The following is a 22,721-nucleotide window of genomic DNA, read 5'->3' as shown; positions in this document are numbered from 1 at the left end:
ATGGCGCCATAAGCAACCTAGTGGACTTGATTCAACGCCGAACGTCGACGCCCCCGAATGCGCCGCCTAATCTGCTGTGCGACAAGGGCCACGAGCACGACGAACACCGCGAGAATGCCGATGCCAGCGAAGGCCGGTCCGGACCCGTAGCCATCGACCATGGCACCGGTCAGCGGCGAACCCAAGGCGGTGCCGGTGGTCATCGCCGTGCCGTACCAACCCATCGCCTCACCGCGTCGCTTTTCGGCCACAAGGTCGGTAAGCCACTCGGAGGCTGCCGAAAGGGTCGGTGCACAGAGCAAGCCGGGGGCAATCGACAGCAGCGCCAGTGACCAGGTATCGGTGGCGAAGTACATCGGGATGGTCAGCACGCCCATGGCCAAAAGGAGGAACAGTGGGGAGATCTGCCGTTCAATCATGCCGTAGAACAACCCACCGACCAGCGAGGCAGCACACCAGAAGAAGAAGACGATCCCGAGATCTGCGGGAACACCGCGGTGTTCCAGATCGGCCACGATCCCCACTTCGGTTCCGGTCAGCAACGCCCCGGCCCCGCCGGCGGCAATAAAGACGGCCAGCACGGTGGCACTCATCCAGCTAAAGCGGCTCTTAAAGGCCCGTCCGCGCGCCTTGATCCGTGCCTTGGTGGACTTCGCACCGGCGAAAATCAGTTCGCCTTCCACTTCGTGCACACCGGCCGGAGCCGAGGCTAGCAGGCTCGCCTCGGCGCCGAGGCGTTCCTCGTGGGCACTGGCCGTAGTTTCACCTTCTGTGCTCTCGCTCCGGGTGGGCGGGTTGAGCCACATGAGACCGAGCCCGGCCAGCGAGGTGCTGATGCCGATCACGCTCAGGCCGATGGTCGTACTGATCTGGGTGGCGATCAGTCCGGCGGATGCTGGTCCGACGATGAATACCAGTTCGGTAGCCATCGCATCTAGGGCAAAGGCCGAACGGCGCGTTTCACCGGTGGTCATAATGCCCAAGGCGGTACGGACCACAGAGAAAACCGGCAGCGCGAACAGGCCGCCGATGAAGGCTAGGAGATAAACGAAGGGCAGCGACACATGTGGCACGGTGCACCACACTGCGGTTTCGACAATGACCGAGGGCAAGAGGGCTCTGCGTAAGCCCCAGGTATCTACCCGGCTACCACGCCACGGAGCACCGATCGCAATACCGATGGTCATCAGCGCGGTGGCGAGACCTGCGGTCGTCCAGTCTTGATCGAGGTTGAGCACCAGATGCAGCAACAGCAGCATGCTGAGCGCGGAATGAGGTAGGCGAGCGACCATTCCGATAACTAGTAGGGTCGCGATCTTAGGCTGGCTTAGGATCTGCCAGTACCGTTTCATGCCCACACTATCTTTGTCCTTTCTTAGTGTGCCGTGCTCATCAAACTCAGTTCCATCGAGTCCACTGCTTCGGCGAAGTGAACATCTTGAGCAAGTTCCGTATGGATCTGGCGGGCCGTAGCTTCGGCCAGTTCCTTCGGTGTTCCATGTCGGAAAACCAGTTGTACGTTCAGTTCGGGGCCAACTCCCCCGCCGCCGACAACCGCGCCATCACGGTCGCGGCTGGCCACACCTCGGCCTGGGCCCAGGCGTACCGAATCAATCGTCTGATGCTCGGCAACCACCTGGCCGATGACCTCCGCCAGGGATTCGTCGCGATAACTTGGCACCCAGGGCACCTGTTTCGCCAGCGTCCACACACCCGGACGGCGCAGCACGAACGTGAATTCACTACCGGGGTTCATCACCAAGAGCTGAGCTTCCTCGCTGACCGCGGAGAGCGCCGCCCGAGGTGCGTAAACTGCGACCGGACGCGCCTGCGGGTGCCATGCCTGCAGATCGTCCACCGTGGTAAAGATCGGCAGTGCCATACGTCCGTCGGGCGCCTTGATTTTCACCAGCGCCATATCGGCTTCCTTATCGGACGCGAATCCGTGTTCGGTCATCGCTTCCTCGCCGAGCTGAGCCACCACGGCAACAAATACGCGTGCGTTGGCCAGCGCCGCATGCACGCCCGCTTCATCACCGGTTCCGGCACGAAGCGCCTGTATTGCGGCCACCACGTCCGGGTTCGCGAGTCCGTCATCCTGATCGAAATTGTGCAGCGGGTTTCCCTCGCCGCTGAGGTCTCGACCTTCCCAGCTTTGTCCCGCAGAATCGCTCGGTTCACCGGCTCTGGCCAGGGCCGCCGCGATATGTCCGGGCAGGTGGCGCTGCGGGGTTTGCTCTGGGTTGTGACTGCTCATGGCTCCATGCTATCGGTCGGGGCAAGCGGCGAGGTTGTCCTTGCGGCTGAACTCATAGTGCGCTGCGCCACGCACGGTCCTAAGAACGGCTCAGGCCGACAGCGCACCTGTCATGCGCTGCCGGCCTGAGCCGAAATGCTGGGGAATTCCCCTCTGAGGCTAAGGTCGTCCGGCGACGTCGAGCGCCTGGGGCAAGGTGAACTGCCCCGAATAGAGGGCCTTACCCATAATCGCGCCTTCAACACCGGCAGGAACGAGTTCGCGTAGCACGCGCAGATCTTCCAGCGAGGAAATACCGCCGGAGGCGACGATAGGCTTATCGGTCTTGGCGCAGAGTTCACGCAACAGCTCGACGTTCGGTCCGCGCAGGGTGCCGTCCTTGGTCACGTCGGTGACTACGTACCGCGCGCATCCGGCATCCTCCAAACGCGCCAGCACCTCCCAGAGGTCTCCGCCTTCTTTGGTCCAGCCACGTCCGGCCAAGGTCGTGCCGCGCACGTCCATCCCCACGGCGATCTTGTCACCGAAGCGCTCGATGGCGCGGGCGGTCCATTCCGGGTTTTCCAACGCTGCGGTACCCAGATTGACGCGGGTAGCCCCAAAATCCAGGGCGCGCTCCAGCGAGGCATCGTCGCGGATGCCGCCGGATAGTTCGACGTTGATCTTCAGCTCTTCGGCAATACGCTGCACGATCTGGGTGTTATGCCCTCGGTCGAAAGCGGCATCCAAGTCCACCAGATGCAGCCACTGTGCCCCGTCGTTCTGCCAAGCTAATGCGGCCTCGAGTGGGTCGCCGTAGCCGGTTTCGGAGCCGGCTTCACCCTGCACCAGACGCACCGCCTGTCCCCCGGCGATGTCTACGGCGGGCAACAGCTCAAGAATGGGTAGCTCGCTCATTGCTTGTCTTCTCCTTGAAGTTCTTAGTACGTCAGGGCCCAGGCGGCGACAACTGCGGTCACGGCCAGCACCCAAAGGGCAATCTGCCAAGAAATATGTGCGCTCTGCTTACGTAGCGATAGCGCTCCACCGCCGAGGAATCCGGCGAGTCCGAGAAGTACTACGGACCACATATTAGAGGCTCGCCAACCAGTTGCGCAGTAGCTTCTGGCCGGCCTCTCCGGACTTCTCCGGGTGAAACTGCACAGCCGAGAGCGGGCCGTTTTCTACCGCGGCCACGAAATCGCTCCCGTGGTTTGACCAGGTCACCTTCGGCGGAGTCATCGCCGGCTGCGTTACGTCAAACGCCCAGTCCAGCACCGCATAGGAGTGAACGAAATAGAAACGCTCGTTTTCGATGCCCTTGAAAAGGTTGCTCCCTTCGGCAGCCTTCACGGTGTTCCAGCCCATGTGCGGGATGACATCGGCCTTCAGACGCTCGACCACGCCAGGCCATTCACCGAGGCCCTCGGTTTTCACCCCATGCTCGACGCCCCGTTCGAAGAACACCTGGTGTCCCACGCAGATGCCAAGTACCGGCTTACCGCCGGCAATGCGCCGACCGATCCAACGCCATGACCCGCTGGCCTTCAGTGCGTCCATCACGGCGGCAAAGGCTCCCACCCCGGGCACCACCACACCGTCGGCGTCCTGAATCGCCTTCGGGTCAGCGGTTAGTTCGACGTCGGCCCCGGCGGCCTCCAATGCACGGACCGCGGAGCGAACGTTGCCAGAACCGTACTCGAGTACGACGACCTTCTTTGCAGTCATGCTTACAGTGCACCCTTCGTCGACGGGATTTGGTCACCCATGCGGGCATCGGGTTCAGTTGCCTCGCGTAGCGCCCGGGCAAAGGCCTTGAACTGTGCCTCGACAATATGGTGCGGGTCGCGACCTGAAAGTACCTCGATATGCGCGCAAATCTGGGCGTGGAAGGTAATCGCTTCAAAGGCATGGCGCGTCATGGAACCAGTGAAGTGCCCGCCGATGAGGTGGTACTCCTGACCGGCCGGCTCGCCCCCGTGGACGAGGTAAGGGCGCCCGGAGACATCTACAACGGCACGTGCCAGCGCCTCGTCCAAGGGCGCATAGGCGGTACCGAAGCGACGGATACCGGCCTTGTTGTCTAAGGCCACGCGCAAAACTTCGCCGATGGTGATCGCAACGTCCTCGACGGTGTGGTGCACGTCGATATGCGTGTCCCCGGTCGCGCGGACTGTCAGGTCGATCAGCGAGTGCTTGGACAGCGCGGTGAGCATATGGTCATAGAACGGAACGCTGGTGGAGATCTCGCTGGTGCCGGTCCCATCGAGGTCCAGTTCCACAAACACGGAGGATTCACTAGTCACGCGTTCCATGCGTGCCCGACGTGCGCCAATCAGTTCGGCAGTCATTATTTCCTTTGCGGTAGTTCGTTCTCGCTAGTTCGCTGCGTCCAACAGCTCGGCCAGTCGGTCGAGGAAGGCCGTCGTCTCGGCTTCGGTACCGGCCGTCACGCGCAAAGTTCCGGGGATCCCGTTGTTTCGCACGATAATGCCTGCTTCCAGAAGTCCCTGCCAGATGGCCTCTGGATCGTCGAGCCCGCCGAAAAACACAAAATTCGAATCGCTCACCGATGGCTTGAGCCCAAGTTCTTTGAGTCGTTCCACGATCCGGTCACGCTGCACCTTGATGGCTTCGACTTCCGCCAAAAGTAGATCCACGTTCTTCAGCGCAGCAATGGCAGTAGCTTGGGTGACCGCGGAAAGGTGGTACGGCAGACGTACCAGACGGATGGCATCGGTGACCTCGGGCGCGGCCGCAAGATAGCCCAGTCGAGCACCAGCAAGGGCGAAAGCCTTCGACATGGTACGCGTTACGATCAGCCGTTGGCGATCGGCAAGCAGGGTCAGCGCCGAACGCGTTCCAGCCAAGGAGAACTCGGCATAGGCTTCGTCGACAACGACGATGGCGTTGGTTTCGGAGCACGCCTCATATACGGCCTCGATGACATCTAGCCCCAACGCCGTACCGGTTGGATTATTCGGCGAGCAAAGGATGACAATATTGGGTCGGTGCTCGCGCACCTGGGCTGCTGCCGATGCGGCGGTTAGTTCGAAATCTTCATCACGGGTCCCGGCGATGAAGGTGGTGTCGGTGCCACTGGCAAGCAGCGGATACATCGAATAGGTCGGAACGAAGCTCATTACGCTACGTCCTGGACCACCGAATGCTTGCAGAATCTGCTGAAGGATCTCGTTGGACCCATTGGCCGCCCAGATATTGTCGGCGGCTAACTCGTGACCCAGATAGTCGGCGAGACGTTCGCGGAGTTCGGTAAATTCCCGGTCTGGATATCGGTTCAGTGTGGTTGCCGCTGCCACTACCTCATCGCTAATGGCCCGAACTACTGCCTCGGGCAATGGATGGGTGTTCTCGTTGACGTTCAGCTGAATGGGCACGTCGATCTGTGGCGCGCCATAGGGAGAAAGCCCTCGGAGATTCTCGCGTAAGGGCAGCTGACTCAAAAGTTCACTGCGGTCATTCACGGTTTAATTCTAGTCGCGTAGTGACCTCCCGCTTCAATCGAGGTCGCTACTAGGTAATAAACCGCACTTCAACAGGCTAGTCGAGAACCGGGATCTGCAGGGTGTCGCCCGCCTGAATCGCGCCGTACTCGATGGAGTTGATCTCACTGATGTACTGCATAGCGGAGTAGATATCGTGCTCTCCGGCGTGTTCACGAGCCAGATCCCACAGCGTGTCTCCAGGAATCACGGTCACTTCAACGAACTCTTGCCCTTGCGGCGCGGCGGAACTGGCCTGTGCGGAATTGAAGAACATGGCCACGGAGAAAGCCGCGGCGACGGTCAGCGCAAATACGGGGATTCCTACCAGCACGGCCCAACCGCGACGATTGATCTTGATCTTCAAGGGAGCGGCCTTGGTGGTGGCGTCCAACGCAAGAGTACCCATGATGTTTTCTCCTCATGTGTGGCTACGAGTGATCCGAGTTCGAATTCGAACAACTAGTTCGAACATGTATTCGGAAGTAGTACATCTGTTCTAACACCGCTCGATCGACGTTGTCCAGACACCTTCGAACAAATCTTTGAAAGAGGAGTCATCTTCTACTAAGATTTCGAAGTAATCGAGCAATGGAAACATCACAGCATTCGGCCCCGACAGTTTGTCTTTCACCGGCGGGATCAGAAGGCTTAGGGAAGGCAGAAACTCATGTCAGCATCGCAACGCACTCCGCGATCCAACGCTCGATCCCTGACTATTCGTCAGAAGAAGATTCTCGAAACAATTCAGCGCGCTATCGGGAAGAATGGCTACCCGCCATCAATGCGTGAGATTGGCGACTCGGTCGGACTGGCAAGCCTCTCAAGCGTGACGCATCAGCTGGGGCAGTTGGAAAAGTTGGGCTACATCAGACGTGATCCGCGTCGTCCGCGAGCCATGGAGATCCTCCTTCCATTGCAGCTAAGCGAAGATGGATCGGCACCTGCACCGGCAGCCGAGGAACCCAGCCCGGCAGAAGAGTCCAAAGTCATCGAGCTCAGTACCTCGGCTGATACCACGATGGTTCCGCTAGTAGGGCGTATCGCCGCCGGTGGCCCGATCCTGGCCGAGCAGACCGTAGAAGACGTCTTCTCGCTCCCTCGGCAGTTGGTCGGTCATGGCGAACTCTTTATGTTGCGAGTCTCGGGCGATTCAATGGTTGATGCTGCCATCTGCGATGGCGACTGGGTTGTCGTGCGTCGGCAGCAGACCGCCGAAAACGGTGACATTGTGGCGGCGTTGCTCGACGAGGAAGCAACGGTCAAAACCTTCCGGCAGCGCGATGGGCATACGTGGCTGTTGCCGCAGAATTCCCGTTACGAGCCAATTCTGGGCGACAGTGCCGCCATTATGGGCCGCGTTGTTTCGGTGATGCGCTCGCTCTAGGCGTTCGGTATCGAGGTCGCCGGGCTCAACCGGCACGCGGCGTTGAAAATCATCCAGCGCTGCACGACCGCAGATAGTTCAATCTCCTGCCGTTCCACCAGCGTTTGCGCGGTGCTGCGCACCATCTGCGCCGCCTTATCGCGCACCTCGGAGGGAAGTCGCCGGTCACCTGCGGACAGTGCCAAGTAGCGGCACAGGATGCCGGTAAATAGTGCACCGTCGCCGGCCGCCGAGATCGGCAAGGAGCCGTGCTCGTCAGCCAATTCACGACGAATCGCGTGAATCAAGTCGGCCGCACGCGTCAGATCCTCGGGCATACCCAAGGCACACAGCGTGGCCAGAGTTGTGCCCTGGTTGTAGGTGTAAATAGCCGGTTCGAGATCTACGGCGTCATCCTTCAGACGCAGACCATCGAAGTAGAGGCCGCGAGCCGTGTCGAACAGATGCTCATTGAGCCACTGCATCAGCGCGCGGGCCGCCGTATAGCGTCCGGTACGAACAAACAAAAGCGCGGCCGGGCCGTTGGCCGGCGTATTTTTGAAGTCTCTTGAGCGATTCCAGTAAATTCCGCCACCCAAACGGTCATCTCCGGCCGCTGCTAGAACCCGACCCAGCTGATGGACCGCCAGGGAAGCCAACGGGGCCCGTTGCCCCGGAAGAGCTGCGGTGAGGCGTTCCAGACGACGCGCCGCCAACGCAAGCCACGCCATGTCGTCGTAGAAGGCATTCGGGAATTTGCCGAGATTACGCAAGAAGATTCCGCGTAGCAACGCCTTAGCCCGCCGGATTTCCTGCATCGCCCGGAGCCGCTCCCCTGATGCAAGCCACAGCTCGGCATCGTCAACGATCGCATCCAAATAGTGCGCCTGCCACCAGTAGTTCCAGGGCCCTAAGTCGCGAATGTGCCGGGTATCGTCTTGCCTATCGTGGCTTCGTCCAATGAATGTACCGGGTAGTCCGGCGAGGTGACGTCCAAAGCGCGCGTGTGTATCGCGGGCCGCGCCGGCGGCAAGTGATCGAAAGGACTCCACTGGAACCTCACCGTTTCTCTAGGGCTTGAGGCGCTTCAGCACACCGAGGATCGTCTTCTTATCGACGGTAGGCCACATCGGCGGTAACGAGCCCTTCAGGAAGGTTCCGTAGCGTGCGGTGGCCATACGGGAGTCGAGCACTGCCACAACACCCTTGTCGTTAACCGAACGGATCAAACGTCCGGCACCCTGTGCGAGACGAATGGCCGCGTGGGTGGCCGAGACTTGCATGAACCCATTCCCGCCATGCCGGGCAATATCCTCGGTACGCGCCTTGGAGATGGGGTCGTCGGGGCGTGGGAAAGGAATCTTGTCGATAATCACCAGTCGACAGGAGTCGCCCGGGACGTCGACGCCCTGCCAGAGAGTCATCGTGCCGAACAGGCAACTATCGCGGTCGGCGGCAAATTGCTCCACGAGCGACTTCATGCTGCCTTCACCCTGGCAGAGGATCTCAGTGTCCAAACGAGGGCGTAGGATCTCGGCTGCTTCCTCGGCGGACCGTTTAGAAGTAAAGAGCACCAATGCCCCACCGCCCGAGGCGGCGATGAGGTCCTCGATCTCGTCGAGGGTTTCGGCCGAGAGCTGGCGACCAGGCTTGGGCAGGTGTTTCGCCACGTAGAGAATGCCCTGTTTGGGATAATCGAAAGGACTGCCGACGTCCACGCCCTCCCAGCTCGGGGCACCGGCACCCATCAACCCCAATGATCCGGCAACGGAATCGAACTGCGCACCAATGGCTAGGGTGGCGCTCGTCAAAACCACGGTGCGTCCGTCGAACAACCCTTCACGGAGCTTGCCAGCCACCGACAACGGCGCGACATTGAGGGTGGCCGGGGTGCCCGGGTCAGATTCTACGTAGCCGCGACCATCCACGAACTCACGGGGACGGGTCGTATAGAGCACTTCGCGTCGCTCTTCGGTCTCCAACATGCGAATCGCATCATCCATAATGGCCTGCAGCTGGGAACGAGCCGTCTGTCGCCCGCCGTCGGCCGGGGCGTTAGCCTCGGGTTTAGTCAAGGCGAGAACCAAGCGGGACTGCTCGACGATGTCGTTCAGCGCGATGCCCATCTCCTCCGGCAATCCCTTATCCATCAGGCCGGTGGGGATGCCAGTCAACGACTTTTCAAGTTTGTGGGCCGCCTTGGTGAGTTCATCGACGTTCACCGCGCAGTGACGCTTCGCCCCGCCAGCGGCGGTCAGCACCATGCGAGCAGAAAGCGCGCCAGCGACCGAAGAAGTCACGCGGTCCTGAAGCTCATGTGCCTCATCAATGATGGCCACGTCGAAATCCGGAAGCACGTTCAGCCCCTCGAAGGCCGAGACGGCGAGCAGGGCGTGGTTGGTAATCACCACATCCGCTTCCGAAGCACGGGCGCGCGCCATTTCCGAGAAACATTCGTCTGCCATCGGGCATTTTTGCGATCCTAGGCACTCCATGGCGGAGACGGAGACCTGCCGCCAGGCCTTATCGCTGACCCCGGGAACCAACTCATCGCGATCCCCGGTTTCCGTGCGTTCGGCCCATTCACGAAGTTTCATGACTTCATTAGCCAGCGGCGAGTACACCGTGCCAGAGGCCGCGGGTTTCTCATCCATGGAAAACAGCGCGCCCTCGTCTTCATCCGGGTAGCCGCCGCCGAGCTTATATTGGCACAAATAGTTCGAGCGTCCCTTGAGCAAGGACACATCCATGGGGCGCGAGAGCTTGCCCTTGAGCGATTCGAGCAGACGCGGCACATCACGTCCGACGATCTGAGACTGCAACGCCAACGTGGCGGTGGAGACGATCACGGGTTTTGGCGAGGTTTGTGCATAAGCCAGCGCCGGAATCAGGTAGCCCATCGACTTACCCGTTCCGGTACCCGCCTGCACCAGCAGATGACGTTCTTCGTCCAACGCCTCAACGACGTGTTTGACCATCTCCTGCTGACCGGGGCGAACCTGCCCACCCATGGATTCCACGGCGGCTTGCAGCAGCCCAAGGGCCTGCTCTTGCTTATCCATGAAGGTTGTACGGCTCCAATTCCGCCGCGAGGGATTCGCGAACCTTGACGATCATGCGAGTGCCGTCTTCACGATGCTCGCTTTCCAAAATTTCCGACTGGTCGCGGTGCAGTTTCGAGACCAAATCACCACGGTCATAGGGGATCAGGACTTCAAGCTGCACACTGGGCCGCGGAATCGAGGCACTAATCAACTCGAGAAGCGCATCAATGCCTTCGCCAGTGTGGGCCGAAACCGCAATCGAATTCGATTCGCGATTGCGTACCCGTTCGATCACAAACGGATCGGCGACGTCAGCCTTGTTCAGCACGATGATTTCCGGGATATTCAACGCGTCAATCTCGGAAAGCACGGTGCGTACGGCACGGATCTGCGCTTCGGGGTCCGGGTGCGAGGCATCCACCACGTGCAGGATCAGATCCGAGTCGCCGATTTCCTCGAGCGTTGAACGGAATGCTTCGACCAACTGAGTCGGCAGGTTGGAGACGAAGCCCACCGTGTCGGCGAGCGTATAGCCCATCCCGTCGGCGGTTTGGGCCTGGCGCACAGTGGGATCCAGGGTCGCAAACAGCGCGTTTTCAACCAGGACCCCAGCGTTCGTCAGGCGGTTGAGCAAGGAAGATTTGCCCGCGTTGGTGTAACCGGCGATAGAGACGGCCGGCACTTCATTACGTTTACGGCTTGCGCGCTTGGCTTCACGTGCGGGCTTCATCGCCTTGATTTCACGCCGCAGCTTCGCCATGCGGTCACGAATGCGACGACGATCAAGTTCAATCTTGGTTTCACCAGGACCGCGTGAACCGATGCCGCCACCCGCAGCACCGACACGGCCACCGGCCTGCCGAGACATGGAATCGCCCCAACCACGCAGGCGCGGCAAAAGGTACTCAAGCTGCGCAAGTTCGACCTGCGCTTTACCTTCGCGGCTCTTGGCATGTTGCGCGAAGATATCAAGAATCAGTCCGGTCCGGTCGATGACCTTCACCTTGACGATGTCTTCGAGTGCGCGGCGCTGCGAGGGTGCCAGCTCGGAGTCGACAATCACGGTATCTGCCCCGGTAGAGGCGACAATGTCGCGCAGTTCGGCAGCCTTGCCGGAGCCCAAGAAAGTACTGGGATCGGGCTTGCTTCGACGTTGCACGATTCCGTCGAGCACCTCGGAGCCCGCGGTCTCAGCCAGCGCGGCCAATTCGCGTAGGGAATTTTCCGCTTCTTGAACCGACCCTTCGGTCCAGATCCCCGCCAGAACAACCCGTTCCAGGCGTAGCTGGCGGTATTCGACCTCGGTCACGTCTTCGAGTTCGGTGGACAATCCGGCCACGCGTCGCAGAGCATGGCGATCGGCAAGGTCGTCCTGTTCGCCGTCGAAGGTCGAGCGCGATACCGAGAATCGGTTCAGCGCAGTGGCACGACCGCCGAGCACATCTTTCGATTCGTCTTGCCCGAAGTGGTGCACCTGCGGCGCATCGGCGCTATCGGCGGCAAGAATACGATCAATGGCCGCCTGAATCTGCGCGTCATCCATCGGCGCGGATTCGTGATCGTGCGACTGAGAGTTAGTCATGGTCCCCTTAGAAGTTTGTCGCTTTACAGAATAGTGTGCTTGCCCCTGATTTTGCGAGGTGGCAGTTGTGGCATCGAGATGTTCGGTCATGGTTATGAGCCTCCGGTTGTTCAGCACAATGGTGAGGAGTTGCAGAGATATGCCAACGGCTGCCGGAAGGGGTGCAGTGTCCAAGTACACAAGATGCCTAGGTGCCACGTTCGGTGACGACCTATAGCTAATGACTCTGTCCACGCGCACTCATCAAGTACCAGCGCGCACCAAAGAGAGGTGCACCAAAAACTGGCGGAGCGGCTACCGTTATCGGCGGCTTAATTAGCTGTAGATCAGAGTCATAGAGAAAACTCTATCACTTGAGTCGCCGTCGATCTATATTGTGTGGCTCACTATGTTTGGCCACCACCGTGCCAACCGATAATCTTCCATCATGACCTCGGATCACTATTTCAGCGCGTCGCCGGCTTCAAACGATGAACGACGGACGCTACGCGTCACCCTCGCCGGCGCCGAACGCGAAGTGATGACTGCCCCAGGGATCTTTTCCCCCGGTGGTCTCGACAAAGGTACTGCGGTATTGCTGGAATATGTGGCTCCACCACGTGGACGCGTATTGGATATCGGTTGTGGCTGGGGACCCATTACGCTTACTGCGGCACTGCTCGCCCCCGACAGCGAGGTCTTTGCCGTAGATGTCAATGAGCGCTCTATTGATTTGGCGCGGCGCAATGCCAAGGCGTTGAACCTTGACCGCGTTCAGGTAGGTACGCCGGATGACATTGCCGAGGACCTCGAATTCGACACTATCTGGTCCAACCCTCCGATTCGTATCGGTAAAGAAGCCCTACATGAGTTGCTCCTACGTTGGCTGCCGCGGCTTGCCCCGGGTGGGGAGGCCCTACTCGTCGTGCAGAAGAACCTTGGAAGTGACTCGCTGCAAAAGTGGTTGGCCGAACAGCTACCAAATCACTGGAGCGTGACACGTGCGGCAACTTCCAAGGGCTTCCGCATCCTGCAAGTGAATCGGCCGTCAGACGACTAGCCGATCTCAGTTAGTCGGAGCCCAATACCCCACGGGCCACCAACATGGCCGGACCAGAAAGCACCACTTCCTCACGCCCGGAGGCAACGGGCACGAAGTCGACGCCCACTTCCCCACCGGGGATCTGCACGATCCAATGGTCAATGGTGGCTTGGCTGCGCGCCCAATACCGCATGGCAGCCGCGGCAGCGCAGGCTCCGGTACCGCACGACAGCGTTTCACCCACGCCGCGCTCATGCACGCGCATACGCACCGTGGCCACCCCGTTGCTTAGCAATGGTTCCGCGGGAACGACAAACTCGACGTTCGTCCCGTTCACGGGCACAGGCTCCACTTCCGGCACATGAAAAAGATCCAGCGCCTCGAGCTCCTGCGGGTCTGAGAGCGCAACCACGGTGTGGGGGTTGCCCATCGTAATGCTGAGAGCCGGACGGTGCTGATTCCATCCAGAAGCCAAAACCAGTGAATCTACCGATTCAGCGGTTGCCTTGTCTTCATGAATCAGCCCCCAAGGCCCCAGATTTGCCGCGTAGCCGTTAGCTGTACGTTGCACCTTCTTGACGCCGGCTCGGCTACCGATGCTCAATGTTTGACCGACCTCGAGATCCACCAGCCCCTCGGCCACGAGGAAATGAACGAAGGCGCGCACACCGTTGCCGCACATTTCAGCTATCGAACCGTCGGAATTGCGGTAGTCCATGAACCACTGGGCCTCCGGATTCTCCGCCACCTGGCTTTCGTATCCAGAGACCATCGAGGTCGGCACGGCGCGGATGAGCCCGTCTCCGCCGAGGCCGAATCGGCGATGGCACAATGCCGCCACCTGCTGAGCATTAAGGTCATGGTTGCCCTGCGGGTCAGAGATCAGCACAAAGTCGTTGCCGGTGGCATGCCCCTTGGCAAAGGACAGGCCCTCCAATTCGTTCAGTGCACTGATTGTCATTACTCCGCCTCAGGTTGGCTGTGGGTGTTGTCGATATGTGCGAGGACATCGCCGAGCATTCCCGCCCGGGTCGGATCAAACCATGTCACTCGTGGGTCTGCGGTGAACCAGGTGATTTGTCGCCGCGCAAACTTTCTGGTGGCCACGACAGTTTGCTCAATGGCTTGAGCCCTGTCGATCTTGCCATCAAGATAATCAGTGTACTGCTGATATCCGATAGCACGTGACGCCGTCTTACCTTCACGTAGACCTCGTTCGAGCAGGCCAGCGACTTCCTCGGCGAGTCCCATACCGTCCATCCGCTTGACGCGAGAGGCTAGACGTTCGTGCAATGCCGCCCGCTCAAAGTTCAGCCCCAATTGTATGGTCGGCTGCATGTACTCTCGGTCTGGCATGTACGAGCTGAAGGCGCGTCCCGAAATGCGGTAGACCTCTAGCGCTCGAATAACACGTCGAACATCCAAGTTCCGCGCTGCGGATATTGGATCGACCTCTGTCAGTTCGCGCCGTAAGTCGCTCTCCCCCGCAGCAGCCATTTGCGCCTCGATCTGGTTGCGGACCTCTGGGTTCGTCGGCGGAAAGTCAATCACGTCCAATGCAGCACGAACGTACAATCCAGATCCACCCACCAGAATTGGTACCTTACCGTGGGCGCGGATGACCTCGAATCGTTCGCGGGCCTGCGCTTGAAACTGGGCCACAGACGCTTCTTCTCGAATATCCATGATGTCCAGCAGGTGGTGGTCGATCCCACCGCGTTCGTTCGGGGCCAGCTTGGCAGTTCCAATGTCCATGCCACGATAGAACTGCAATGCATCGGCATTGACGATTTCGCCGCCCAGCTCCTGAGCAAGCGCGATCGCCAAATCCGACTTCCCTGTTCCGGTAGGACCCACGATCGCAAGGATCGGAAGCGAGGAAGTCATCGCGTTATTTACGCACCATCAAGGTCGGCATACCTAGGCTAGTTTTACCCTTGCCGCCGCCGGTCCCTGTCGTCGGAACGCCACAAGAATCGGCCTGTGCACGGTCCCAAGCATCGCCCGCACGGGATCGGCGCACCGAATACTGATCCTTAGTCGGATCCGAGATCAGGTGGAATGCCGCTGCCTCTGTGATCGGTACGGTCACCAGATCACCTGGGCGTGGGACCTCGGCCCCCTCTGGCACCGAGAAGTGCACGAGGCGCTGGTCTTGCGCACGGCCGGAGAGCCGATGAGTTTCCTCAGCCTTACGGCCAGCTTGCTCCGTGACCATGACTTCAACGGTGCGTCCTACCTGCTTAGCGTTCTCTTCCTTTGCAATCCGGTCCTGCAGTGCAGTGAGTCGTTCATAACGTTCCTGTACCACGGCCTTCGGCAGTTGATCGTCCATGGTTGCGGCCGGAGTACCCGGACGCTGCGAGTACTGGAAGGTAAATGCCGACGAGAAACGCGACGCCTCGACCACGTCGAGAGTAGCTTGGAAGTCTTCTTCGGTTTCTCCGGGGAATCCGACGATAATGTCGGTTGTGATGGCCGCGTGTGGGATACGTTCGCGCACCTTGTCCAGAATGCCGAGGAATTTCTTCGAACGGTACGAACGGCGCATGTCCTTGAGCACCTTGTCCGAGCCTGACTGCAGGGGCATATGCAGCTGCGGCATGACATTCGGGGTTTCGGCCATGGCTTCGATGACGTCGTCGGTAAAGGCCGCCGGGTGCGGACTAGTAAAGCGCACACGTTCTAGCCCTTCGATTTCACCGCATGCGCGCAGGAGCTTGCCGAAGGCGAGACGATCACCGAATTCGACTCCATAGGAGTTCACGTTCTGCCCCAGCAATGTCACCTCGATGGCGCCGTCCTCGACCAGCGCTTGAATTTCAGCGAGGATTTCGCCCGGGCGGCGGTCTCGTTCCTTACCGCGCAGCGAGGGAACGATGCAGAAAGTACAAGTATTGTTGCAGCCCACAGAAATGGACACCCACCCGGCGTATACGGACTCGCGTCGGGTCGGTAGCGTGGAGGGAAAGACGTCAAGAGACTCGAGAATCTCCAGCTCTGCCTGCTTGTTGTGCCGGGAGCGCGACAGAAGCGTCGGGAGTGAGCCGATGTTGTGCGTACCAAAGACCACGTCTACCCATGGGGCCTTCTTCAAGATGGTGTCGCGGTCCTTTTGCGCGAGGCAACCGCCGACAGCAATCTGCATGTTCGGACGTTCACGCTTCAGCGGCGCCAACTGCCCTAGGTTTCCGTAGAGCTTGTTGTCTGCGTTTTCACGTACGGCGCAGGTGTTGAACACCACGACGTCGGCCACCTCGGTATCCGCATCGTCTTTGCGGCTCAGGCCGGCGTCTTCCAGCAATCCGGAAAGGCGTTCGGAGTCGTGCACGTTCATCTGACAGCCGAAGGTCCGCACCTCGTAGGTCTGCGGAAGGTTTTCGTCGTCGATCAGGGTCATCGGTTCGCGCTCAGTCACCTATAAATGGTAGCGAATTTTCCAAGGCCCAACATCTTAGCCTTGGCTTGGCCGAAATGAGCACATTACCCAGCGGCCAAGAAACTAAGGCTGGTTAGCCCAGTTAGTCCTCGACGGCAATTCCCAAATGCGCAGCGATCGGGTACAGAAACTGGAGGAGTTGCTCGTAGCTCAGCAGACTTCCGCGCAGCGCCGAAACATCGTCAAGATCGCCGAGATGTGTGCCCCGTAGATCGAGGTGCTTGAGCGTGCTCTGACTCAACCTCAAGCTGTCGATGCGGCAGTTAACCAATGCCACGCGGTTAACTGTGGCGCCAGACAAATCGAGCTCTCCAATCGTGCAATTACTCAACCGTAAATCGGTGATTTTTGCACGACGCAGCGCAAGAAGGTCAAGTTTGCTGTGCTCGATTTCCGTCTCGGAAATTGTGCTCTCCGGGGCGTGGAGCACCCCAATTCGACTGCTGGATATCCGAGTTTGTCGTATGACAAGCCCCGGCGCTTCAATGGCTGAAGCACCAAGTCGTGAGATGGAAGACTCGGAGATTCGCACATCGGCCCATGCAAGATCCGTGCCAGACAAATTGTTCAGTGCACATTCGCTGAACGTACTCCCAGTAAGGTTCACGCGATCAAGAGATTCATCCGAGAACAGAGTTAGTTCCTCAAAGCCTCCGATGGAGTGGAAATCGAGATTACCTCCATCAAGGTCCGGTAGGTCAGGAATGTTTATGCGTGGCGAGATGATCGACATGGTTCCAGCTTAGGACTAGCGCCCTACAGTAACGTTGTCTGTCCGAAGACAAGGTCAGTAGTGGCCATGCTGCTCTCCGAATCGTGCGTCCCACTCTTCACGGGCCACTCGAAAAGCCAATCCCCCGTTGTAACCTTTACGCCCCAGCATTCCCACTAGGCGACGTAGCGCTTTGTCTCGGTTATCGCCCATTGCCGCAGGTCGCAATTTTGCGCGCACTAACTCACGCGCACGTTCTTCCTCTGCAGCATCGTCGATCTGCTCTAAAGCCTCGGCAGCCAACTCGTCATCGATCCCCTTGGTACGTAGCTCGCGACGAATTGCACCTCGGGCTAGACCGCGTGAACGCGCACGGGCTGTAACCCACCCCTTAGCGAAACGTTCATCGTCTACAAGCTTCACCTCGACATAGCGCTCAAGCACCTCATCAGCGATCGCTTCGGGGCATTCTTTCTCGAGCAACTTATCCTTGAGTTGTTTGAGAGTCTTGTCGCTGCCGGTTAGCTGGCGCAGCGTGATGGCGCGAGCCTTTTCCCTCCATTGGTCGTCGGTCAACTCATCGGGCTCAAGGTCCCGTTGCGCCTGACGCTGCGCCCTCCGCTCTTCTTTGAGCTCCTTCTTTTTCTTTCGAGGCGTCGGCGGCTGATCCATGATTTGGCGCATGGCTTCGCGCAACTCATCTACCGATCGCGGCGGATTGGTTTCGGTGCTTTCGTCCTCAAATGACACCGTTGACGGGTCAAGCCTCTCGTCGCTGACCACGATCTCAGATTCTTCAACGTCCGCTGGGTCTGGCTTTGCCCAGTCCGGCATCTCTGCCGGATCGCCAAGAAACTCGTTGGAAATGGACGTAGCGTTCGACCCGGATCCTGATCCGGGTCGAACGCTACGTCCTTTAAACCTGCCGCTCACGAAAAACTACTCACCTTCGACAACGCGCAGTTCGGTCTCGCCTTCCTCGTCCACTTCTTCCTCGGTGGAGAGGACGCCGAGCTTCTGCAAGATCTGACGCTCGAGTTCATTGGCAAGGTCCGGGTTGTCACGCAGGAAGCGTCGGGCATTCTCCTTGCCCTGCCCCAACTGGTCGCCATCATAGGTAAACCACGCACCTGACTTCTTGACCAACCCGTGCTCTACACCCATGTCAATCAAGCTACCTTCCTTGGAGATTCCGACACCGTAAAGGATGTCGAATTCCGCCTGCTTGAAAGGAGGTGCCATCTTGTTCTTAACAATCTTGGCTCGGGTTCGGTTACCGACGGGGTTCGTGCCCTCTTTGAGGGTTTCAATCCGTCGGATGTCGATTCGAACCGAAGCATAGAATTTTAGAGCCTTACCACCGGTGGTGGTTTCTGGGCTACCGAAAAATACACCGATCTTCTCTCGAAGCTGGTTGATGAAGATTGCCGTAGTCTTCGAAGAGTTCAATCGACCAGTAATTTTACGGAGCGCCTGGGACATCAAGCGTGCCTGTAGACCCACGTGGCTATCGCCCATTTCGCCTTCAATTTCGGCGCGGGGAACCAGGGCAGCAACGGAGTCGATGACGATAATGTCCAATGCTCCCGAACCGACGAGCATATCCATGATCTCCAGCGCCTGCTCGCCGGTATCCGGCTGAGATACCAACAGCGCATCGGTGTCCACGCCGAGCTTCTTCGCGTATTCGGGATCCAAGGCGTGCTCCGCGTCGATGAAGGCGGCAATGCCACCATTGCGCTGAGCACTAGCCACTGCGTGCAGGGCGACGGTGGTCTTACCCGAAGATTCGGGACCGTAGATCTCAATCACGCGACCGCGCGGCAGGCCGCCAATACCCAATGCAACATCAAGGGCGACAGAACCAGTAGGGATAACTTCGATAGGTGCGCGGGTATCGTCACCCAAGCGCATTACCGAACCCTTGCCGAAGGCCTTGTCGATTTGGCCCAGGACGGACTCGAGCGCCTTTTCCCGATCATTGTTAGCAGCCATGTTCAACCTTTGTTCATGCAAGCCATTGTCGGACCTGCCAGTGGATCTGTTGTACTGCTCTAAACAGTACGAGCGTCTACCGACACTTTGCGTTGCCTCGCACGCACTGTGGAGTTCATGCCCGGTGTCATCGTTTCATAGACCAGAGTATCCGAACAGATATTCGAAGTCCAAGTTGACTTCGAATACCCGTGTTGCCGCTACGGCTTTGGTTCGATATCCACGCCAAGCCAGCGATTCTCGGGCACGTCCTGCGCGCGGCATATCGCGGCAAAGACCTCTTTGGGTTTGACGCCCTTGTTCAGCGCTTCAGTAGCGGTCATGCTTTCCAGCTCTGTCAGCGCTAACGTATCGGCGAGCATCCGCGAGTAATTGGCACCAAATTCGGCGTCCATATTTCGCCAAAAATCTGAGTTCTTCAACTTTGAGTCTTCCTTGCACGGCACAGGGGTCCTAAAGCTGCTTGACGCAACTTCAGGACCCCTTAGTGTCAAACGGACCCCGTCGCGGGGTCTGCGTTAGCAATTAGTTAGCGGCCGAAGCCAGTGGCTTGTTCAGATGACTAGGAACATCTCCGGAAAATTCCTTAGTCAGGTCGACGGGAACGGTATCCGGAATGACAACGCCCTCAGCCAGAGCAACGCGGTCAGAAACTTCGCGGAGCATTAGCGAGAGTGGGACATCGAGAGCCGCGCAGATCGAGGACAGCAATTCACTGGATGCTTCTTTCTGTCCGCGCTCAACCTCGGAGAGGTATCCGAGGGAAACACGGGCACTGTGCGAGACTTCGCGCAAGGTACGTCCCTGACGCTGACGGACGTCACGCAGCACGTCTCCAATTTCGTGACGGAGTACTACCATTTTGTGCTCCTCCTTCTCGGGCTGGACCGTGTTCGCGTCGCCCATCTCTTGCCAACGGATAACACCATTGACGGTCACGGGTTGCTTCACCATGTGCGAGCCTTACTCCTGGTCCTTCTCGAAAATATTCGGTTCGAGATTCCCCTTAGGTGGGACTCTCGATAGTTACAACGGCGTATCCGGAAGTTTTGTTCCCGATGCCTTTACCCTATGCACAAATCTGCGATCTAGGCCACACTCGGGAGAAATTTCTCAGGAATGTTGCCGAAAACTACGTTCGACCAGTGTGAGTGGTCAACCTGTGAAGATACTTTACCGGTCGTGTCAAATCACCTACAGGCAGTGTTGGCTTAAGCAAGCGCTTCGCCAAAGGTGGTCATCCGATGCGCTCTACCCTTCGAGCAAGTCCTTCAATCGTTGCAGTCCCCGCTCAATTTGCGGACCCATTAACTTCTCCATGGGCAGCAGGTATTTGGCGAGCACCCCAAGCAGGCCCTTGTGTTCCCCGTGCATTACCCATCGCACTTCCGTGAGGTCAGGCGCTTTGGCCGTAAGCTCGAAACGATGATCCATCTGGGACTTGAAGGGTTTCAGAAAACGAAGCTGCACCGCGACGAGATCATCGCGAGCCTCGGTGATTTCCATAATGCCTGCACTACGTTCCTCATTGCTGTTGTATTCATACACGGCCCCGACGCCGCGAGGCGCACCGCGAAATTCGCGGTCGATGTCGGACTCGGTGGTTTCGAAAGCTGAAAACTCGGGCCACCGTCGAAAATCGGAAAGTACCGAGGCGATGTCGCGCGGACGCGCCGCGATATCTATCTGACGCGAGACTCTGAATTCAGCCATACCGGCCTCCTCGGGTAACGAATGCTGGCTCCGTGGATGAACCATCTCCATATTATGCGCCCACCTTGTGCCGCGTGCTCGCATATTTCAAAAGACGGAAGTACCGTTCGTCCTGTCTCCTTGGTCGTTGTCCACAGCTGGTGGGTGTTTACCCCTGCCCGACGACCCGTACGTGCAAACTGTGGGCATGCAGATCACCGACCTGGCCACCGCGCTGCACCGGGCCACCGAATACCCGGAGCACGACACCACCTCATTGGGTACCGTCGCTTCACATCTGTACGCCCTCGCCCAAATAAACACCTACCTCACAGAGCTACCCGCCTTGCTGGCCACGAACACCGACCCGCGTGCCGCCGCGCTGATCGCGCTTGCCACCGAGCGCCTAGCCAACCAGCTTCTGCGGAACCAACTCCACGCAGCACATCAAGTCGAAGCAACCGCCGCCCACACCCTGCCGAGTCCTGTTCTGGATGCTATGAAGAACGCTACCGGCACCATCACCGGGAAGAACGGGACCACCACTAACAACGGCGACGATCGCGATAGTGAAGACGGTATGGGTCGTGGTGGGTTCGGACGGGTCATCGAGCTTCTTCAGCATCCCTGTGAACCGGTCTCCGGGCGGCCGACCTACCGCGACGCGGCCAGCTTCCTGGCCAGCTGGCTGAATCAGGACTACTTCACCGCCAAAACCCGGGTCACCGACGCGCACCGGCTCATCGCCCGTCCCACAGGCACCGACATTCCCGCACAGCCCGTATTTCCGGAACTTGCCACGCACTTCACCACCACTCAGGATGTGCGTAGCGTGCTGAACGCGGCCCGCCGCCTCGAAAAACTTACTAACCCGAACACCGCATCCGAGGGTGCGGCCACCCTCGGAGACACTGGGTTAGAAACCCAGGCCGCGAACCTACTCACCGAAGAGAACCCACGCACGCGCGCTGAGGGACTGAACCGGTTCTTCCGTCACGCGGCAACCACCGCGCAACGCAGTGATCCGATGAGCATGACGGGGTTGTTCCGTAAGGGTACTCAGCACGGGATCACCACCTATGTATTCAAGGCGGCCGCAGAAGATAGCGAACTAATCGAATCGCTACTCGGGCACGTAGATCACCCGAAAACCCAGGCGCATGCCCACGCGATCGAGTCCGCGAAATCCACCGCCAGCCGGGCCGGTAGCATGGCCTCTGCCAGTACAAGTGACGACGCTCCTGGTGCAGAAGGTAAGAACCCGGGCGCCGGTGAGGTGTTCCCGGACTTCCTGACCGCCGAGGAAGCTGCCACCGCCCGCGCCGACACCCTGGACTCCCCCGAGCCCACGGTGGCGCAACGCCGCCTCGCGGGGCTGATCAATCTCCTGCGCACCCAAGCCACCCCGCCAACCCAAACTATTCCCCTCGCCGGGACCGACACCAAGGAAAACTCCGTTGCCGAGGCCAATACCGGCGAGACAACTCAGACCAGTGCTGGTGCTGGATTGGGGAAGCCGAAAGGCCTTTTCCGGCCGACCATCATCGTGCACATGCCGCTTCGCGAACTGGTCGGCCTCGCCCAAAGTCACGGGCTCCCGTTACCGGAAACATCTGGGGCCGGGGCCCCACCTATCGTCGAGGGGTTACCGGCAGTGGGTGGGATCACCGCACACGGCCTAGCGATCGATTCCGGGGCGTTACGTCGGATGTTGTGTGAAGCGAACATTATCCCGTTAGTGCTCGGGGGCGCCTCAGAGATATTGGATGTGGGTCGTTCGCAACGCTATTTCCCGACCGTGATGAAACGAGCGATCCTCGCTCGTGACCGGGGCTGTATTGTGCCGGGGTGCACGGTCCCGGCCGAAAACTGCGAAATCGACCATGTGCAGGAATGGGAGTATGGCGGTGTGACCAGTGTCGGCAATGGGGCCACGCTACATCCGGGGCATCACGTGGACCGGCATGCAGGATTGTTTGACGTTGTGATGAAAGACGGCATCCCGTGGGTGCGATTTCCAAAGCATGTGGATCCGGAGCAACGATTGCGACGGAACACGATCAATTTCACCCCGAGATAAGTTGAGGACTCGCCCCCGCACTTGCCGGCTACAAACATCACCCAGCCCAAT

23 protein-coding genes are annotated in these 22,721 nt (G+C 59.2%); 3 read left to right on the top strand and 20 right to left on the bottom strand.

All coding sequences use genetic code 11. The annotated features are described in order from the left end of the window. Positions 1–17: 17 nt before the first annotated feature. From ACJD00_RS05500 to ACJD00_RS05465, 8 genes are all read right to left on the bottom strand, one after another. Positions 18–1,352 (bottom strand): MFS transporter, encoded by a 1,335-nt coding sequence (locus ACJD00_RS05500; protein ID WP_418908834.1) that lies wholly within the window; start codon positions 1,350–1,352, stop codon positions 18–20. Positions 1,353–1,375: 23 nt separating this feature from the next. Continuing rightward, positions 1,376–2,257 (bottom strand): SseB family protein, encoded by an 882-nt coding sequence (locus ACJD00_RS05495; RefSeq protein ID WP_418908833.1) that lies wholly within the window; start codon positions 2,255–2,257, stop codon positions 1,376–1,378. Between the two features lie 159 nt (positions 2,258–2,416). Next, a complete protein-coding gene (gene priA, locus ACJD00_RS05490; RefSeq protein ID WP_418908832.1) occupies positions 2,417–3,154 on the bottom strand; it encodes a bifunctional 1-(5-phosphoribosyl)-5-((5-phosphoribosylamino)methylideneamino)imidazole-4-carboxamide isomerase/phosphoribosylanthranilate isomerase PriA in 738 nt (245 codons plus the stop codon). 23 nt (positions 3,155–3,177) lie between these two features. Beyond that, positions 3,178–3,327, bottom strand: a complete 150-nt coding sequence (locus ACJD00_RS05485; RefSeq protein ID WP_309408025.1) for a hypothetical protein — start codon at positions 3,325–3,327, stop codon at positions 3,178–3,180. A 1-nt stretch (position 3,328) separates the two neighbouring features. Then, entirely contained in the window at positions 3,329–3,964 is a 636-nt protein-coding gene (hisH, locus tag ACJD00_RS05480; RefSeq protein WP_418908831.1) for an imidazole glycerol phosphate synthase subunit HisH, read from the bottom strand. A gap of 2 nt (positions 3,965–3,966) precedes the next feature. Next, positions 3,967–4,587 carry an imidazoleglycerol-phosphate dehydratase HisB gene (hisB, locus tag ACJD00_RS05475; RefSeq protein ID WP_418908830.1) on the bottom strand — a complete coding sequence of 207 codons (621 nt, stop codon included), beginning with the start codon at positions 4,585–4,587 and terminating at the stop codon, positions 3,967–3,969. 27 nt (positions 4,588–4,614) lie between these two features. Continuing rightward, positions 4,615–5,721, bottom strand: coding sequence for a histidinol-phosphate transaminase (locus ACJD00_RS05470; RefSeq protein WP_418908829.1), 1,107 nt, complete (start codon positions 5,719–5,721; stop codon positions 4,615–4,617). Positions 5,722–5,797: 76 nt separating this feature from the next. Further along, the gene (locus tag ACJD00_RS05465) at positions 5,798–6,148 is read right to left on the bottom strand and encodes a LysM peptidoglycan-binding domain-containing protein (RefSeq protein WP_418908828.1); all 351 of its coding nucleotides are present in this window, start codon (positions 6,146–6,148) and stop codon (positions 5,798–5,800) included. Between the two features lie 261 nt (positions 6,149–6,409). Between ACJD00_RS05465 and lexA the strand changes: the two genes are divergently transcribed. Beyond that, positions 6,410–7,126, top strand: a complete 717-nt coding sequence (gene lexA, locus ACJD00_RS05460; protein WP_418908827.1) for a transcriptional repressor LexA — start codon at positions 6,410–6,412, stop codon at positions 7,124–7,126. On the opposite strand, the gene ACJD00_RS05455 is transcribed toward lexA, so the two are convergent. Genes ACJD00_RS05455 through hflX form a run of 3 tightly spaced genes read right to left on the bottom strand, consistent with a single transcriptional unit; the run spans position 7,123 to position 11,731 of the window. Continuing rightward, entirely contained in the window at positions 7,123–8,157 is a 1,035-nt protein-coding gene (locus ACJD00_RS05455) for a glycoside hydrolase family 76 protein (RefSeq protein WP_418908826.1), read from the bottom strand. The two genes, lexA and ACJD00_RS05455, sit on opposite strands and share 4 nt — an antisense overlap. A gap of 18 nt (positions 8,158–8,175) precedes the next feature. Then, positions 8,176–10,167, bottom strand: coding sequence for an ATP-dependent DNA helicase (locus ACJD00_RS05450; RefSeq protein WP_418908825.1), 1,992 nt, complete (start codon positions 10,165–10,167; stop codon positions 8,176–8,178). Next, positions 10,160–11,731, bottom strand: coding sequence for a GTPase HflX (gene hflX / locus ACJD00_RS05445; protein ID WP_309408041.1), 1,572 nt, complete (start codon positions 11,729–11,731; stop codon positions 10,160–10,162). The genes ACJD00_RS05450 and hflX overlap by 8 nt, the downstream gene beginning before the upstream one ends. 427 nt (positions 11,732–12,158) lie before the next feature. On the opposite strand from hflX, the gene ACJD00_RS05440 reads away from it, so the two are divergent. Beyond that, positions 12,159–12,770 carry a class I SAM-dependent methyltransferase gene (locus ACJD00_RS05440; RefSeq protein ID WP_418908824.1) on the top strand — a complete coding sequence of 204 codons (612 nt, stop codon included), beginning with the start codon at positions 12,159–12,161 and terminating at the stop codon, positions 12,768–12,770. A 10-nt stretch (positions 12,771–12,780) separates the two neighbouring features. Here ACJD00_RS05440 and dapF read toward each other — a convergent pair whose 3' ends face one another. The 9 genes from dapF to ACJD00_RS05395 form a co-directional block, all read right to left on the bottom strand. Continuing rightward, positions 12,781–13,713 carry a diaminopimelate epimerase gene (dapF, locus tag ACJD00_RS05435; RefSeq protein ID WP_418908823.1) on the bottom strand — a complete coding sequence of 311 codons (933 nt, stop codon included), beginning with the start codon at positions 13,711–13,713 and terminating at the stop codon, positions 12,781–12,783. Next, the gene (gene miaA / locus ACJD00_RS05430; RefSeq protein WP_418908822.1) at positions 13,713–14,639 is read right to left on the bottom strand and encodes a tRNA (adenosine(37)-N6)-dimethylallyltransferase MiaA; all 927 of its coding nucleotides are present in this window, start codon (positions 14,637–14,639) and stop codon (positions 13,713–13,715) included. Before miaA ends, dapF begins: the two co-directional genes overlap by 1 nt. 4 nt (positions 14,640–14,643) lie before the next feature. Beyond that, positions 14,644–16,152 carry a tRNA (N6-isopentenyl adenosine(37)-C2)-methylthiotransferase MiaB gene (gene miaB / locus ACJD00_RS05425; RefSeq protein WP_418909313.1) on the bottom strand — a complete coding sequence of 503 codons (1,509 nt, stop codon included), beginning with the start codon at positions 16,150–16,152 and terminating at the stop codon, positions 14,644–14,646. 121 nt (positions 16,153–16,273) lie between these two features. Next, positions 16,274–16,924, bottom strand: coding sequence for a hypothetical protein (locus tag ACJD00_RS05420; RefSeq protein WP_418908821.1), 651 nt, complete (start codon positions 16,922–16,924; stop codon positions 16,274–16,276). Positions 16,925–16,978: 54 nt separating this feature from the next. Beyond that, positions 16,979–17,836 (bottom strand): regulatory protein RecX, encoded by an 858-nt coding sequence (locus tag ACJD00_RS05415; protein ID WP_418908820.1) that lies wholly within the window; start codon positions 17,834–17,836, stop codon positions 16,979–16,981. Between the two features lie 6 nt (positions 17,837–17,842). Beyond that, positions 17,843–18,898: a recombinase RecA gene (gene recA / locus ACJD00_RS05410; protein ID WP_309408052.1), complete on the bottom strand. Its 1,056-nt coding sequence runs from the start codon at positions 18,896–18,898 to the stop codon at positions 17,843–17,845. Between the two features lie 200 nt (positions 18,899–19,098). Then, positions 19,099–19,344 (bottom strand): DUF3046 domain-containing protein, encoded by a 246-nt coding sequence (locus ACJD00_RS05405; RefSeq protein WP_418908819.1) that lies wholly within the window; start codon positions 19,342–19,344, stop codon positions 19,099–19,101. Between the two features lie 79 nt (positions 19,345–19,423). Then, positions 19,424–19,852 carry a helix-turn-helix transcriptional regulator gene (locus ACJD00_RS05400; RefSeq protein WP_309408056.1) on the bottom strand — a complete coding sequence of 143 codons (429 nt, stop codon included), beginning with the start codon at positions 19,850–19,852 and terminating at the stop codon, positions 19,424–19,426. 297 nt (positions 19,853–20,149) lie between these two features. Next, a complete protein-coding gene (locus ACJD00_RS05395; protein ID WP_418908818.1) occupies positions 20,150–20,611 on the bottom strand; it encodes an SRPBCC family protein in 462 nt (153 codons plus the stop codon). Between the two features lie 187 nt (positions 20,612–20,798). Between ACJD00_RS05395 and ACJD00_RS05390 the strand changes: the two genes are divergently transcribed. Next, positions 20,799–22,670 (top strand): HNH endonuclease signature motif containing protein, encoded by a 1,872-nt coding sequence (locus tag ACJD00_RS05390; protein ID WP_418908817.1) that lies wholly within the window; start codon positions 20,799–20,801, stop codon positions 22,668–22,670. Positions 22,671–22,721: the final 51 nt, after the last annotated feature.

This window comes from Glutamicibacter endophyticus (assembly GCF_048457885.1).
Lineage (GTDB): Bacteria > Actinomycetota > Actinomycetes > Actinomycetales > Micrococcaceae > Glutamicibacter > Glutamicibacter endophyticus.
Note: the sequence above shows the minus strand (reverse complement) of the source record. Positions and strands in the feature narration are given on the sequence as shown.